This is a genomic window from Clostridium sp. SHJSY1 (assembly GCF_031626875.1).
Classification (GTDB): domain Bacteria; phylum Bacillota; class Clostridia; order Clostridiales; family Clostridiaceae; genus Clostridium.
The window spans coordinates 33812-50753 of sequence record NZ_JANDMF010000019.1 but is presented as its reverse complement, the minus strand read 5'-3'; the positions used below and the strand labels follow the sequence as shown (position 1 = coordinate 50753).

Sequence of the window (16942 nt, the reverse complement as noted above, 5' to 3'; positions counted from 1 at the left end):
CATTAGAATCACATTGATTTAAATGTACAAGCATTTAATTTAAGACTTGTTATACATATGTCATTAAAATGATGCTATAATGCTTTATAGTAATTTATAATATTTTATAGTAATTTATAATATTTTATTGTAAAAAATCGCTATAGGGTGTATATTATATATAAGAAGAGGTAATAATCTATGATAGAACAATTAGCTGAAAAAATGATTCGCAAAAAAGTCAGAGAGGGTCAGTTTGATTTTACTGATCATGCCATAGAAAGAATGTCAGAACGTGAAATTGACATTGATAAAGTGTTAGAGTGTGTAATAAAAGGAAAGACTATAGAATTTCAAACTGATAGAAGAACTAATGATATTAAAGTTTTATTTCAGGAAGCAACAGGTAAAAAGACAGAAGTATATACAGTTGTTGCTGCTTTAGATACGCCTCTAATTATTACTGTGTGCAAGACAAAAGAAGAAGTTTGGGAATGTGTTAATGATGTACTAAGAAGAAGGGAGAGATATTAGGTATGAGTAAGATGTGTTATATTTGTAACAGTGAAATGGAGAAGAAAACCACATCTGTTAATACAGGATGGGGCGCTTATAAATTAACTGTAGATGGAGTTAATGCTTATGTATGCCCAAAATGTGGTGAGGTTATAATAGAAAAAAATGATGCTATTATGCTACAAAAGCTAAGTAAAAGTTTAGTTAATGTTGGAGAAGAACAAAAGCCTGACTTTTTAAATTTAACTGAAGTAGCAGATTTATTAAGAGTTAGCAATCAGACAATATATAATATGATAAGAGATGGTAGACTAAAAGCTCACAAGTTTGGTAGGGAATGGAGATTTATTAGAAAAGATATAGAATCTTTTATGGGCGGAGAAGAAGCATATGATATTGCTGCAAGAGGCAAAAGTGGAGAGTTAAATGAAAAAGATACTGAAATAATATCTAAATATTTATAATTAGTATGAGGTATTTATATGAAAATAATCCTGAGATTTATGCTCAGGATATTCTTTCAGCATTAAATTTAACTCCACCTATAGATATTTTTAAAGTATGCGAATCTTATGATATAAAAGTCAATTACGAAAATATTAATTCTGCCGAAGCCCTTTTGATTGTTTCTCAGGGAAAAAAGAATATAATTATAAATGATAAAAAGATTTTGTATGTACCAAGACAAAGGTTCTCTATAGCTCATGAAGTAGGACATTTTTTTATCCCATGGCATAGTAATATGTGTACATGTTCTAATATTGGAGATTTTAATTCAGATAATATTGAAGAAAATCAAGCTGATATTTTTGCATCAGAACTATTAATACCAACCAATATATTACATGATAAAATTCAGGATAAAGTTATAACTTTGGATTTAATAAAGGAATTAGCTCAGGATTTCAATGTATCATTAGGGGCAATGACAAGAAAGATAATAGCAAACACTGAAGACAGAGTTATGGCGTTAATATATTATGGTAATGGAAGAAAGATAGTTCAAGCAAAGTCAGGTAGCTTTGAATTAAACTTGAAGTCTGGAATTATAAAAGGATCAGCAGCCAAAGAACTTTTACATAATAGATACAGTAATGAAAATGTAAAAAGAATTTTAAGTTGTGATATATGGTTTAAGGAGAATAGTGATGACTTTGAGATAGTAGAGGAATCTTTGTATCAGCCAAAATTCAGTAGGGTATTTACTTTATTAAGAGTTGCAAGACATACTGATTATATTGATGCATATTTTGATATGTGATAAATTTAGTATAAATGATTACTTTGATTCTAAAATGATTCTATTAAATTTTAAATAGTTAAATTGTCATAAATAATACAAGTAAAATAAATAATAAAAATATCTAAAACAAGCATCTACTAATTGAAGATAATATTAAAGAGTAGAGTGGGAATAATTTAAATCTAGATTTTCTTTAAAAATTGCCAAAAATAATTAATTATATATTTATGTATAAAAAGTAGTTATGTTTTATGACATAGCTACTTTTTTATAAAAAATTAAACTTCCAATATATTGAGTTAATGTTTATAAGTAGAAAATAATTAGCTGTTGTGGTAATATTATTCTTGTAAGAAAATTGGTCAGACCAGATTGGTAAATGAGTTTATTATGTAATAGATTTTAATATGAAAGTTTATTTGTATAAACTAGTTTTAAAGGTAAAAGGGGGAGGAAATATGGCAATAATAAAAATACCTTATAATAAGCGATTTTTAGAGGCAAATATTCCTGATAAGAATCTTGAAGCTGTGCTTAAATCCAGAGCACATAATTACAAAACGGAACTTACTGAGAAAGAAATTGTTGAAAAAGCATTAGATAATCCTATTGAAAGTAAAAGTTTGGAAAAATTGGTGCAAGGGAAAAGAAATATTGTTATTATAACAAGTGATCATACGAGACCTGTTCCAAGTAAAATAACTATGCCAATACTTTTGAGAAGAATTAGAGAGGTGAATCCCAATATAGATATAAAGATTCTTATAGCTACTGGATTCCATAGACCTACTACAAGAGAAGAAATGATTAATAAATTTGGAGAGGAAATTGTAAATAATGAACAGATAATTAACCATTACTCACAGAACAAAGATGAACAAGCTTTCATAGGTATTCTTCCATCTGGTGGAGAGTTATGGATAAATAAGCTGGCTGTTAATGCAGAACTTCTAATATCTGAGGGCTTTATAGAACCACATTTTTTTGCAGGTTTTTCTGGGGGAAGAAAAAGCATACTTCCAGGTATTGCAAGTGCAAGCACAATAATGTGGAACCATAATTCGGAATTTATAGGAAATGGGCATGCAAGACCAGGCAGATTAGTCAAGAATCCTATACATGAAGATATGCTGTTTGCAGCTGAAAAAGCTAAATTAGCATTTATATTAAATGTTGTTATTGATAGTGATAAGAAAATTATACATGCGGTTAGTGGAAATAGTAAGTTTGCACATGAAGAAGGGTGCAAATTTGTTTCAGAACTTTCTAGTATTGATAGTGTTAAGGGAGATATAGTAATTAGTTCTAATGGAGGATATCCTCTTGATCAGAATATTTATCAATCAGTTAAAGGAATGACAGCAGCTGAAGCTTGTTGTAAAGAAGGTTCTGTAATAATAATGGTATCAGCATGCAATGATGGACATGGTGGAGAATCTTTTTATAGAAATATGGCGGAGGTTGAAAGTCCAATAGAGGTACTTAATAAAGTCCTCCAAGTTTCTAAGGATAAAACAAAACCAGATCAATGGGAATTTCAAATTTTAGCAAGAATATTGAGTAAAAATAAGGTTATTATGGTAAGTGATATGTGTGATCCTAAAATAATTGAGAATATGCATATGGAGTGTGCATATTCTATTGAAGAAGCTTTAAAGAGAGCATATGCTCTAAAAGGTGAAGATGCAAAAGTTGTAATTATACCTGATGGAGTTTCTGTAGTAGTAAAAAATTAGTTTGAGATATATTATAAATTTTAGAAAATATTGAACAGGTTTTTAAGATTATATAGGAAAAAGAATATAGCATAAATTAGAAGCATAGAAGGTTAGAAATTCTATGCTTTTAATTTATGCTTAAAAACAATTTTTTTGATTCAAATGACAGTTAATAATATAAAAATAATCACTAATTCAACAAAATTTAGCACCATAATTTTTATTGGTTTAAAGAGAAATACATTTTTGATATAAATAGTAATATAATGGGAATAAATGTTTACAATTGGCAAAAAAACAACTAAAATATTAATTGAATAAACTTATATTAATGTAAAAAACTTGAATTAAAGTAAAATGGATGAATGGAGGTGGAAAAACACAAAAGATAAAAAATAAAAAATAATATATGAGGGGGGAATATAGTGAAAAGTAAGTTAGTTAAAAAGAGTAAAAAAATTTTGCTTCTTATAATTTTTTTGCTAGCATTAACTTCTGTGCTCACAATTAAATCTGAAAATGTTTATGCATATTCAGGATCTGGGACTGGAACAACAAACGATCCTTATGTTATAAACTCAAGAGCTGAACTTCTAGAAATAAGTAACAATTTAACTGCAAATTATAGATTAGATTGTGATATTGATTTAGGAAGTAGTGAGTGGACACCACTTGGAACCAGTTCAGCAAAATTTAGTGGAGTGCTAGATGGAAAAGGCCACACAATAAAAAATCTTTATGTTAACAAACTAGATTTAGGGCAAAATGGATTGTTTGCATATTTAAATTCAGCAATAATAAAGAATTTAAATTTAAGAAGTGTAAACATTATAGGAGGAAATGATACTGGAGCTTTGGCAGCCAATGTTATAGGAACTAGTATCATTGATAACTGTTCAGCAGATGGGAAAATTATAGCGGATGGGACCACTGGCGGATTAGTGGGAACAGCTAGTGGGCTTAATATAAGTAATTCATACTCTTCTGTAAGTATTACAGGAAAAGGAAATTATGTAGGAGGTCTTATAGGAGCTCTTACAGGAAATATAACTTCATCCTATGCAATAGCAGATGTAGTATCTAAAAGTGGAATATATACAGGAGGACTTGTAGGAGCAATAACAGGAAATATAACACAATGTTATACAACCAATAATATTATTTCTGCAGGTGACAGTACAGGGGGAATTTCTGGATGGATTAATGGAAATGTTCAACAGTCATATGCAACAGGTAGTGTAACTTCATCAGGAAATGGTGATGGAGGAATTATAGGAAGTCTTTATGCTGGAACAATACAAAACAGTTTTAATTTAGCTTCTGTTAGTGGAGTATCTGGTGTAGGAGGAATACAAGGAAATGGTGTGGGAAGTATACAGTATTGTTATTCTTCTGGTAAGATAACAGGCTTAGGAGCAATAGGTGGTCTTACAGGAGTAAACGTGCCAATAATCAGCAGTTACTATGATGGAAATGCATCAGGTTATATCCCTCAAAATGCATACGACACAAGTAGGTCAACAACATCAATGAAAATGCAAAATACATTTGTAGATTGGGAATTCTTAAATACTTGGGCAATAGATGATGGAAAGTCATACCCTTATTTAAAAAATGTGAAAAAGCCATCTGGAGTATCGCAAGGACTTCCTTCTGGTGAAATGACAAGTGGAAGTGGAACAAAGACAGATCCATATATAATAAGTACAGCCCAGCAACTCCAGAATATCAACTATAATTTATGTGCTTATTATAAGCTTCAAAATGATATAGACTTAAGAGGAATAAAATGGACACCAATAGGAAATAATAATGTACCATTTACAGGAACATTAGATGGAAATGGACATGCAATAAAAAATCTATCTATGAATAGGCTTGGATTAGATTTGAATGGATTATTTGGAAGTATAAGCAGTGCAACAATAAGAAATTTAAATTTAAACAATGTAAATATAATAGGCGGAAAACATATAGGAGCAATAGCAGGAAATGTAACAGGAACAAGTATAATCGACAATTGTTCAGCTGATGGAGTAATAAACACAAGTATAAATGGTGTAGCAGAATCTTATATAGGGGGGCTAGTAGGACAAGCTAATACCCTTAATATAAGTAATTCAAATTCATCAATATCAATAACAGGTTCAGGAAATAGAATAGGAGGACTTGTTGGAGAAATTACAGGAAATGTAACAAACTCTTATGCAACAGGAAATGTAACATCTAAAAGTGGGGATTACACAGGAGGAATTGCAGGAGTCCTAGGTGGAAATATAACAGGAAGTTATTCAACTAATACTATAAGTTCAAAAGGAAATACTGTAGGAGGAGTAACTGGGTGGTTTAAAGGAACTATGGACCAATGTTATTCAGCAGGAAGTGTAACAACAGTAGCCAATAATGCTGGAGGCCTTTCAGGATATGTGGATTCAGGAACAATACAAAATAGCTTCAATTTAGCACCTGTTATTGGAGCCGCATATGTTGGGGGAATACAGGGAACTGGTGCAGCAAGTGTAGTAAGTTGTTATTCTGTAGGAAAAATATCAGGAAGTTCATATTTAGGAGGATTAACAGGTATTAATACATCAATAACTAACAGTTATTATGATGGTATAACAAGTGGATACGTTCCTCAAAATGCTTATGATGTAAGTAGAATAACATCAGCTATGAAGCATCAAAGTAATTTCGTAAATTGGGAGTTCATAAATGCATGGACAATAGACGAAGGAAGTTCTTATCCATATTTAAAAAATGTTAAAAAGCCTAATGGATTAAATAATGGAGAGGTTCTTAATGGAAATGGAACACCAGATAATCCATATATAATAAGTACAGCTCAGCAGCTTCAAAATATAAAGTACCAATTGGGAGCAAGTTATAGGCTAGGTAATGATATTGACTTATCAGGAGTTAAGTGGACTGCTCTAGGGAATAATACTAGTTTTCAATTTACTGGAACGCTAGATGGAGCAGGATATTTAATAAAAAATCTTTCCATGAACAGACTTGGAACGGATTTTACAGGATTATTCAATTATATAAATGGAGCAACAATAAAGAATCTTAAACTTGATAGTGTAAATCTAATAGGAGGAAATTATACAGGGGCTCTGGCAGCATATAGTACAGGCAGTACAATAGATAATTGCTCAGTAAGTGGAACGATTAATGGATATGTTTATACAGGAGGATTAATAGGACAAGGAGTTAGTGGAACTAATATAACTAATTCTTCTTCAAGTGCAAAGGTGAATGGATCAAACCAAGGATCATCATCAGGAAATAGACTTGGAGGTTTAGTAGGTGATCTTAATGGAAGTATAACAAATTCAAATGTTACTGGTGATGTGGTTTCTACAAGTGGAAACTATGTAGGAGGCTTTGTAGGAGTCTTAACAGGAAGTATAACAAAAAGTTATGTTTCTAACAATGTAACATCACAAGAAAGTTATGTAGGGGGGGGAGTTGGTTGGCTTTATGGAAATATAAATCAATCATACACAGTTGGAAGTGTAACAGGATTAGATGATGTAGGAGGACTAGTAGGATATTCCTATATGGCACCTAATGTTAATCCACCAAACTTAATTAGTGATAGTTATAATTTAAAATTTATTCAAGGAAGAAGTAATGTAGGAGGAATACAAGGATACGATCAAGGTATAACGGATTGGGTAGGAACTGGATATAGAGGAAATAACTATTATACTTGGTATGGAAAAGCAACAATAAAGAATTGCTATTCAGCAGGGAAGGTAATGGCACAAGGGGCTTCTGGAGGTATATCTGGAACAGATACAATAATAAATAGCTGCTATTATGATGCAGTATCAAGTCAGTATTCACCACAGGATTCACTAGATGTAGCTAGACTTACTACAGCAATGAAACAGCAAAGTAACTTTACAGGTTGGGATTTTATAAATACTTGGGCAATAGATGAGTTGACATCCTATCCATATCTTAAATCTGTGCAGAAACCAGCTGGTGTTACAGAGGGGCTTCCAACAGAGGAAGTAGCAGGAGGTAAAGGAACAGCTGATGACCCTTATATGGTAAGTACAGCAGAACAACTTGAAAATATGACAAATGATCTTAGAGGATATTATAAACTTGCAAAGGACATAGATTTAAATGGAGTAAATTGGACACCAATTGGAATTAACAATATTGTACCTTTTACTGGGGTATTTGATGGAAATGGTTATTCAATAAAGAATCTTTCTATGAACAAACTAGGTGATAGTAACCCAGTTGGTCTCTTTAGCTATTTAAATGGAGCAACTATAAAAAATTTAAAAATGGACAATGTTAATATTCTAGGTGGAAATAACACAGGGGCATTAGCAGGAAGTGTTGCAGGAGTAAGTACAATAGACAATTGCTCAGTAACGGGAACAATTACTGCTTATGGAAATACTGGAGGATTAGTTGGAGCAGGAAATAAACTTAACATAAGCAATTCAAATTCCTCAGTAACAATAAATATAGTAAATGGGGATGGAATTAATGGTGATAATGTAGGTGATTTAGTAGGAAATCTTACAGGAAACATTACTAACAGTTATGCAGTAGGAGATGTAGTATCTAAAACTGGAAACAATACAGGTGGGCTTGTAGGTGCTATTTCAGGAAACATTACAAAATGTTACACAACTAATAATGTTAATGCAAATGGAAATAATACAGGTGGTATTGTAGGAAATGCAAATACTGGTACAGTTGATCAAAGTTATGCAACTGGTAGTGTGACAACAACTGGAAGTTATGTAGGAGGTATTGCAGGAATAACTACATCAATGACAATACAAAACAATTTCAATATGGCAGTAGTAACAGGAGTATCAAATGTTGGAGGAATTCAAGGTTCTGGTAATCTAACTATGAAATATTGTTATTCAACTGGAAAAGTGATTGGAACAGGAGCGAATATAGGCGGATTAACAGGTAACACTACATCAGTAACAGTAAATAGTAGTTATTATGATGCAATATCAAGTGGATATATTCCGCAAACTTCATTAGATGTAAGTAGAATAACTTCATCAATGAAACAAAAGACTAATTTTCTAAACTGGGAATTTATCAATACTTGGGGAATAGATGAAGGAAAGTCATATCCTTATCTAAAGAATATGCCAAAGCCAGATGAAGTATCTAATGGACTTCCAACAGGCGAGGTTAAAGGAGGAAAAGGAACAGTAGAAGATCCATATATTATAACTACAGTTCAGCAGCTTGAAAATATACAGTGTGATTTAGGAGCAAATTACAAGCTTGGGAATAACATTGATCTTAAAGGAATAAACTGGACACCAATAGGAACTAATAGCAATGTACAGTTTACAGGAACCTTTGATGGAAATGGATATACTATAGAAAATCTCACAACTAACAGACTTGGAAATGATGTAACTGGATTATTTGGTTATGTAAATGGTGGAGATATAAAAAATGTAAAGCTAACAGGTGTAAATATTATAGGTAGAAACTATACAGGAGCATTAGCAGGAAATGTAACAGGAACAAGCATAATAGATAACTGCTCGTCTGATGGAACAATTATTGCATATGGAAATACTGGAGGCTTAGTTGGACTAGGAAATGGATTAACTATAAGCAATTCAAATTCTTCAGTAAAAATAACAATAGTAGATGGAATTGGTTTAAAAGGTGAAGTAGTAAGTGGTGATAATGTTGGTGATTTAATAGGAAATCTTACAGGAAATGTTATCAATAGTTATGCAACAGGTGATGTAATATCTAAGGCTGGAAATAATACAGGAGGACTTGTAGGATATATAGTTGGAAATATTACAAAATGTTATACAACAAACAATGTTAATTCAAATGGAAATAATGTAGGAGGACTTGCAGGGTGTATTCAAGGAACAATAGATCAATCTTATGCAACTGGAAGTGTTACAACAATAGGAAGTTATGCAGGAGGACTTGCAGGGGTTACTAACAGTACAACAAATGTAATACAAAATAGCTTTAATACTGTTTCAGTTTGTGGGAGCTCTTATGTAGGTGGAATACAGGGGAATGGTACTACAGCTATAAAATATTGCTATTCAGCAGGAAAAATATTATCTAGTGGAACTTATATAGGTGGAATAACTGGAAATGGTGGAACTTTAACTAGTAGTTATTATGATGGAATGGCAAGTGGATTTGCACCACAAAATGCTAATGACATAAGTAGACTTACTGCAGAGATGGAGTGCCAAGGAAATTTTAAGAATTGGGAGTTTGTAAATACTTGGGGGATAGATGAGGGCAAATCCTATCCCTATCTTAAAAGTATAACTAAACCAGATTCTGTTACAGTAGTTTCTAAGTACAATCCCATTGGAAAAGGAACACAGGACAATCCTTATATTATAACTAATGTAGATGAATTAGTTAATATAAAATATGATTTAGCAGCATACTACAAACTTGGACGTGATATCGACCTTAGTGGAATAAGCTGGACACCAATAGGTAATAGCAACGCACAATTTACAGGAACTTTTGATGGAGATGGATATTCAATAAAAAATCTTTCAATGGATAACTCAGGAGTTAATGTAAATGGTCTCTTTGGATATATTAAAGGTGCAACAATAAAAAATGTTGTTATGAAAGATACCAATATATTAGGTGGAGATTATGTAGGAGCTTTAGTGGCAAATGTAGCAGGAACTAGTACAATTGATGGATGTTTAGCTATAGATGGAACTGTTTCTGGAGGAAGCTATGTAGGAGGTCTAGTAGGTTGTGGAGCTGCATTAAACATAAGTAATTCATCCTCAACAGTAACAGTAATAGGAAAAAGTGATAATATAGGAGGACTTGTTGGAAACCTTGCAGGAAATATAACTAACTGTTACACAATTGGAGATGTGACTTCAGATGGAAATAATGTAGGAGGAATAGCAGGAAATATAGCAGGAGGTATAACAGGTTCATATGCTAATGGAAATGTAACTTCAAATACAGCTAATAATGTAGGGGGACTTGCAGGAGCATTACAAGGACCAATTGTACAATCTTACTCTACAGGAACTATTTCAGGAGTAAATAATGTTGGAGGATTAGTTGGAAGTTCAACTTCAAGTACAGTACAGGATAGCTTTAATATAGGAAATGTAATTGGGACAAATCTTATAGGAGGAATACAAGGAACTGGAAATGCCAAAATAACAAACTGTTATTCAGCTGGAAAGGTAACAGGAACAGGGGCAAATATAGGAGGAATCACATCATCGACAGCCTCCATAATAACTAAGTGTTACTTTGACAGTACAGCATCAGGGATAAAGGCACCAGCAGATCAAGCAAAGGCTACAAGTGATCTACAAAATAAGGTAACTTATTCAGGATGGGACTTTACATTTACTTGGGGCATGGATAAGGCATATCCATATCTTAGAAAACTATCCATACCATTATTCCCTAATTCAGGTGATCAAACAAGATCCGTAGATGGATTTAAAGTTACAAAGGTAACAGGTACAAGTATAAGAGTACAGTGGAATCCAATACGAGGGGTAGATGGCTATGACATAGAAGTAGATGGAAAAGTAATAGATAATGGCACAGACATAAGTTACACAGCAAGAAACTTAACTCCAGGAACAAGTCATACATTTAGAGTTAGATTAAGGACAAAAGATGGAGTAGGAGCTTGGACGGATTTAATTACAGAAACCACTCCTAATGATTTAAAAGGAGTATCAGCAGTAGTAACTAGTACATCAATAAAATTACTATGGAACGCAGTAGATGGAGCAACAGGCTATGATGTAGAGATGGATGGAAATATAATAGACAATGAAAATAATATGAGCTATGAAATTGGTGGATTAACTCCAGGAACAACTCATAACTTTAGGGTAAGAGTGAAAACACCAGATGGGATTGGAGAATGGAGTGACCTTGGAACAAAAACTACTCCAGGAGAAGTAAGAAATATAACTTCAAGTATAACAGGGACAACTGTAGACATTTCATGGGCAGCAGTAAGTGGAGCAATAGGTTATGAAGTTGAAGTGGATGGAAAGATAGTTGAAAATGGAACTAGTACTAGCTATGAAGCAAAGAATTTGATTTCAGGAACATCCCATAACTTTAGAGTAAGAGCAATTACAGCTGATGGAATAGGAGATTGGAGTGCAACAGTTACAAGGACAACTTTAGATACAATTGAGATTAAAGATATCACAGCGTTAGTAGCCGGAAATTCAATACAACTAAACTGGAATGCTATTTTAGGAGCAACAGGTTATGATGTGGAGATAGACGGAAAGATAATAGACAATGGAAATAATACAAGCTATGTAGCAAAAAATTTACAGCAAGGAACACTTCATACTTATAGAATAAGACCAAAGACATCAGACACAATAGGAAACTTCAGCAATAAAGTAAGTAAGACAACATTGGCAGTATTGACATCAAACAATGTAAATGTTGTGGTTTCAGACGGAGCAATAAAATTAAGCTGGAATGCTATTTTAGGAGCAACAGGTTATGATGTAGAAGTAGATGGAACAATAATAAATAATGGAAATAGCACAGTGTATACAGGAGAAAAATTAGAAAATGGTTCAACACACACTTACAGAATACGAGCAAAGTCTTTAGATACAATAGGACAATTTAGTGATCCAATAACAAAGACTATTTTATGCAAAATATCGTCAAGTGATGTAACATCAGTAGTTTCAAGTGGTGCGATAAACTTGAGTTGGAATGCTATTGCAGGAGCAACAGGGTACGATGTAGAGATAAATGGTAAAGTAATAGACAGTGAAAGTGGTACAAGTTATCAATTATTGAATATAACTGCTGGAACTTCTTATAAGTTTAGAATAAGAGCAAAATCAGCAAGTGGTGCTGCAGATTGGAGCGAATTAATTACTAAAACTGCTTTAGATGTAATATCTAGTGATAGTATAAAAGCAGTGGCTACAGGTACATCAGTTAATTTAAGCTGGAATGCTGTTTTAGGAGCAGCAGGTTATGATATAGATGTTGATGGAACTGTAATAGACAATGGAAACAGTACAACTTATGATGCAGTAGGATTAGAGACAGGAGTAACTCATGTATATAGAGTAAGAGCAAAAAATGCAGATACAATAGGACAATGGAGTAATGTAGTTACAAAGACAACTTTAGATACTATCAAAAATGTAAGTGCAATAGTTACAGATACATCAGTAAAATTAAGTTGGGAAGCTATAAGTGGAGCAACAGATTATGATGTAGAAGTAGATGGAACAGTAATAGATAATGGAAATGGCGCAGAATATAAAGCTGATAACCTAAAGGCAGGATCAATTCACACTTATAGAATAAGACCAAAAACTGATAAAGGTTTAGGAGATTTCGGTAATGTAATAACTAAAGTAATTTTAAGCACAATTTCTAAGGATGATATAAAAGTTGATGTTACAGATACAGCTATAAAAATAAACTGGGCACCAGTAAATGGAGCAACAGGTTACGACATAGAGGTTAATGGAAGTGTTATAGATAACGGAAACAATACTAACTATAACATTGAAAATTTAGTACCAGGTTCAGTTTATAAGTTCAGAATAAGAGCAAAAGCAGGTAGCGGAGTAGGAGAGTTTAGTGACTTAATAACAAAAACTGTCTTATCAACAATATCAGTAAATGATGTAACAGCATCAGCTACAGACACATCAGTAAAATTAAGTTGGAATGCAGTAGATGGAGCAACAGGATATGATGTAGAGGTAGATGGAACAGTAATAGATAATGTAAATAGCACTGTATACGAGGCTGATGGATTACAGACAGGTGTAACACATATCTATAGAATAAGACCAAAGACAGAAGATACAGTAGGAAACTTTAGTGATAAAATAACAGAAACAACCTTAGCAGTAATATCACCAAGTGATATTACAACATCAATAACAGATACATCAATAAAATTAAACTGGAATGCTATAAATGCAGCAACAGGATATGATATTGAAGTAGATGGAAATGTGGTGGACAATGGAAATAATACAGAGTATGAATTGACAGGATTAACAATTGGAGAGACTCATATATTTAGAATAAGAGCAAAGATAGCTAGTGGAGTTGGAGATTGGAGCACAAGTATCAATAGAACAAACTTAGCTATAATAGCCACTGATAATGTAGTAGCAGTTGCTACAGGTACATCGGTTAAATTAAGTTGGGGAGCTGTAACAGGAGCAATAGGCTATGATGTAGAAGTTGATGGAAAGGTAATAGACAATGGAAGTAGTACAGTATATATAGCAACAGGACTTGATGTAGGGGTAACACATACCTACAGAATAAGACCAAAAACAGCAGATACAATAGGAAACTTCAGTAATCCAATAATAAAGACAACATTATCAGGAATAGATTCAAGCACTGTAGCATCACAAGTAACAGGCACATCAATAAAACTTGAATGGGGAGAAGTAGATGGAGCAACAGGTTATGATGTGGAGGTAGATGGAAAAATAATAGATAATGGTAAGAGTACAGTATATGAAGCTGATGGATTAGTTGCAGGAATAACACATACCTATAGAATAAGACCAAAGACAACTTCTGGTATAGGAGATTTTTGTGAACCAATATTAAAAACAACATTAGATACACTAAAGGAAAAGGATGTAGCATCAGTAGTAACAGATACATCAGTAAAATTGAGCTGGAATGCAATAGAAGGAGCAACAGGATATGATATTGAAGTAGATGGAGTAGTAATAGATAATGGAAACAGCACAGTATATGAAGCAAACTCATTACAAACAGGAGTAACTCATCACTATAGAATAAGAGGAAAGACAGCTGCAGGTGTAGGAGAATGGAGTGAAACTGTAACAAAAACAACTTTAGCAGTAGTAGCTGCCAGCAATATATCTGCTACAGCAACAGGAACAACAATAAACTTAAGTTGGGGAGCAGTAAATGGAGCAGCAGGTTACGATGTAGAAGTGGATGGTGTAATTGTAGATGCAGGGGCTAATACAAGCTATAAAGTAACAGGACTAACACCTGGGATAAATCATGAATTTAGAATAAGAGCAAAAACAGGACAAGGAACAGGAGAATGGAGTGTACCAATAAATAAAGCTACCATATCAGTAATATCAGTAAATGATGTCACTGTAGATATTACTTCATCATCAATAAAACTTAGCTGGGCAGCAGTAGATGGAGCATTAGGTTATGATGTAGAAGTAGATGGTAATATAGTAGATAATAGCTCTAGTACTTCATACGAAATTACAAACCTAGAAGAGGGGATAACACATACATTTAGAATAAGGGCAAAAATAGCAGATGGTGTAGGAGATTGGAGTATGCCAATTTCAAGAACCATTCTATCTAAGATTGCAGTAAATGATATAAAAGTATCTTCAACAGATAGTTCCATAAATTTATCATGGGTAACAGTAAAGGGTGCCACTGGATATGATGTAGAGGTAGATGGAAAATTAGTAGACAACGGAAATGGTACAAGTTACAAATTAGATAGCTTAACAATAGGTACTAATCATACATTTAGAGTAAGAGCTAAAACAGCAGATACAATAGGTGAGTGGAGTGATATAGTTTCAAGGACAACATTAGGCGAAATATCAGCAGATAATATAACAGCAGTAGTAACAGACACAACTATAAAATATACTTGGGATGCAGTAAATGGTATATCAGGGTATGATGTAGAGGTTGATGGGAAATTGATAGACAACGGTAATAATACAAGCTATGAAGCAGAGGGGTTAACAGCTGGAACTACTCACACATTTAGAGTAAGGGAAAAAGGAAATGATGCATCTGGCGATTGGAGCGATATGACACATAAAACAACATTAGGTGTAATATCATCAGATTCAGTAATTTCTTCAGTAACAGATACAACTATAAGACTAACATGGGATGCTGTAATAGGGGCAACTGGTTATGATGTAGAATTTGACGGTAATGTAATAGATAATGGAAACAGTACAAGTTATGAGGTGAATGGTTTAGTAGCAGGAACTACGCATAAGGTTAGGTTAAGAGCTAAAACATTAGATACAATAGGTCAATGGAGTAATGAGATAGATGAAGTTACTTTAGCTGTTGTAACACCAAATAACATTAACACATCAGTAAGCGATTCTTCAATTAAATACAAATGGAATGAGGTAGCAGGAGCAGTAGGATATGACGTTGAGATAGATGGAAAAACAATAAATAATGGAAATATTACATCTTATGAAGCAGATAGCTTACAACCAGGAACAAAGCATACCTTTAGGGTGAGAGCAAAAGCAGGTAGCACATTGGGTCAATGGAGTGACACCATAACAAAAACAACATTGGCAGTAATAACAGATGTTATAAAGACATCTACACATACTTCAATACAACTAGATTGGAAAGCTGTAGTAGGAGCAACAGGATATGATGTAGAAGTAGATGGAAAGGCAATAGACAATGGAACAAATACAAGTTATAAAGTAGATGGATTAGATATAGGATCAAGCCACACTTTCAGAGTAAGGGCAAAATCAGAGGATACAATAGGAGAGTGGAGCATTGTAATTAATGAAAGTACCAAGTCAATTGATAAAGTAAAGAATACAACAGTACAAGCAGCGTATAATTCAATAAAGTTAACTTGGGATGCAGTAGATGAAGCAACAGGCTATGATGTTGAAGTGAACGGAAAAGTAATAGACAATGAAAATAGTACAACTTATGTAGCACAAGGACTTGACCCAAATATAGAATATAGCTTTAGAGTAAGGGCTAAGATTTCAAGTGCAGTGGGAGACTGGAGTGATGCAATCACAGGAAAACCAGTACCATCACCTAACTTAGGTATTGAAGCAGATAATTACAATTTAATGGCTGGAAATACCTTTACAATAGTAGTAGATATGAAAAATGTAGTAAATATAAATTCAGAAGATATAATTGTAAAATACGATTCTAATCTATTTACTTATGGTAGTGCTGAACCAGTAGATCCAAATTCAAATCAAATTTATTATGCAGATGATTCTACAGAAGGTGCTGTAAGAATTATAGGGGGAACTACAGGGGATAATACTTTGAATTCTGATAGTAAGTTATTTAAGCTTACATTTAAAGCTAAAATAGCAGTAGGAAATGGATTGATCAGTGTATCACAAGGTAATATTGGAGATAAAGATAGTCAAAATTATATAGCAACATGTTCAGGTCAAAACTTTAACATAATAAATTGCGACGTAAATGGAGATGGTAAGATTGATATGCTTGATGTTAATATAGTGTCAAGACTTATAGGAACTACTCAAGATAAGTGGGGAAGCTACAAGCCAGATGTAAATGGAGATGGTAAGGTAGATCAGTTAGATAGGCAGTATGTAGCTAAGGCTATGTTGGCAAGTAAGAGTAAATAAATATAGTTAATTAAACTGTTCTAAAAATAAAGTAATATTTATTTTTA

5 protein-coding genes are annotated in these 16942 nt (G+C 33.0%); all 5 read left to right on the top strand.

Annotation, left to right across the window (positions count from 1 at the left end):
- The first annotated feature begins 180 nt into the window (after positions 1-180).
- The gene (locus NNC19_RS10335; RefSeq protein ID WP_310938570.1) at positions 181-513 is read left to right on the top strand and encodes a DUF4258 domain-containing protein; all 333 of its coding nucleotides are present in this window, start codon (positions 181-183) and stop codon (positions 511-513) included.
- A gap of 2 nt (positions 514-515) precedes the next feature.
- Positions 516-959, top strand: coding sequence for a helix-turn-helix domain-containing protein (locus tag NNC19_RS10330; RefSeq protein WP_310938569.1), 444 nt, complete (start codon positions 516-518; stop codon positions 957-959).
- 5 nt (positions 960-964) lie between these two features.
- Positions 965-1756 carry an ImmA/IrrE family metallo-endopeptidase gene (locus NNC19_RS10325; RefSeq protein ID WP_310938568.1) on the top strand — a complete coding sequence of 264 codons (792 nt, stop codon included), beginning with the start codon at positions 965-967 and terminating at the stop codon, positions 1754-1756.
- Positions 1757-2196: 440 nt separating this feature from the next.
- Entirely contained in the window at positions 2197-3474 is a 1278-nt protein-coding gene (gene larA, locus NNC19_RS10320; RefSeq protein WP_310938567.1) for a nickel-dependent lactate racemase, read from the top strand.
- A gap of 407 nt (positions 3475-3881) precedes the next feature.
- A complete protein-coding gene (locus tag NNC19_RS10315; RefSeq protein WP_310938566.1) occupies positions 3882-16895 on the top strand; it encodes a fibronectin type III domain-containing protein in 13014 nt (4337 codons plus the stop codon).
- The last annotated feature ends 47 nt before the right edge of the window (positions 16896-16942 follow it).

Excerpts from the sequence above, each read along its gene's own strand:
- NNC19_RS10335 (WP_310938570.1), top strand. The coding sequence starts at position 181 with ATGATAGAACAATTAGCTGAAAAAATGATTCGCAAAAAAGTCAGAGAG.
- NNC19_RS10330 (WP_310938569.1), top strand. The coding sequence starts at position 516 with ATGAGTAAGATGTGTTATATTTGTAACAGTGAAATGGAGAAGAAAACC.
- NNC19_RS10325 (WP_310938568.1), top strand. The coding sequence starts at position 965 with ATGAGGTATTTATATGAAAATAATCCTGAGATTTATGCTCAGGATATT.
- larA (WP_310938567.1), top strand. The coding sequence starts at position 2,197 with ATGGCAATAATAAAAATACCTTATAATAAGCGATTTTTAGAGGCAAAT.